Origin of the sequence: Pseudomonas sp. Pdm06, from assembly GCF_014851795.1 — a bacterium.
In the GTDB taxonomy this organism is placed as follows: domain Bacteria; phylum Pseudomonadota; class Gammaproteobacteria; order Pseudomonadales; family Pseudomonadaceae; genus Aquipseudomonas; species Aquipseudomonas fluorescens_AA.
Genome location: NZ_JACVAH010000050.1, coordinates 1 through 432 on the forward strand (window position 1 = coordinate 1; position 432 = coordinate 432).

1 protein-coding gene is annotated in these 432 nt (G+C 65.5%); it reads right to left on the reverse strand.

Features of this window, described 5'->3' with window-relative positions:
• On the reverse strand, positions 1 to 381 hold a 381-nt coding region (locus IB266_RS30510), incomplete at its 3' end, for an FKBP-type peptidyl-prolyl cis-trans isomerase N-terminal domain-containing protein (protein ID WP_318646617.1).
• Positions 382 to 432 lie beyond the last annotated feature (51 nt).

Consider the following 432-nt stretch of genomic DNA (forward strand, 5'->3'; position numbering starts at 1 on the left):
GTAGTGAGTACGTACGTGGTCTTCGCGGGACGGTTTGGCGCCCTCACCCGCCACCAGCACTTCGTACTGCAGGCCGGACTCGAGCACGGTCACGCCTTCGCGCTTGGCATTCTCGACCAGATACTCACGGCCTGCGCCAGCAGCCGCTTCGGCCTTGGCAGCTGCTTCGGCCTGCATGATTTCGCGGATGGCACGGAAGGCCGTGTTCAGGTCTTCCGGAGCGACGCGGCTTGGCTGATTGGCGAAGGCGTCACGCAAGCCAGCGACCACGGCGTCCAGGCTCACGCCAGGCGGCGGGTTGTCGCGCAGTTGGTCGCCCAGTTGGCGGCCGATGCCGTAGCTGACGCGCGTTTCGTCGGTGGACAGGTTGAGTTCGGACATGGCCGGGCTCCACGTTAGGGGTCGAAAAAGGGCGGCCAGACTAGCACAAGC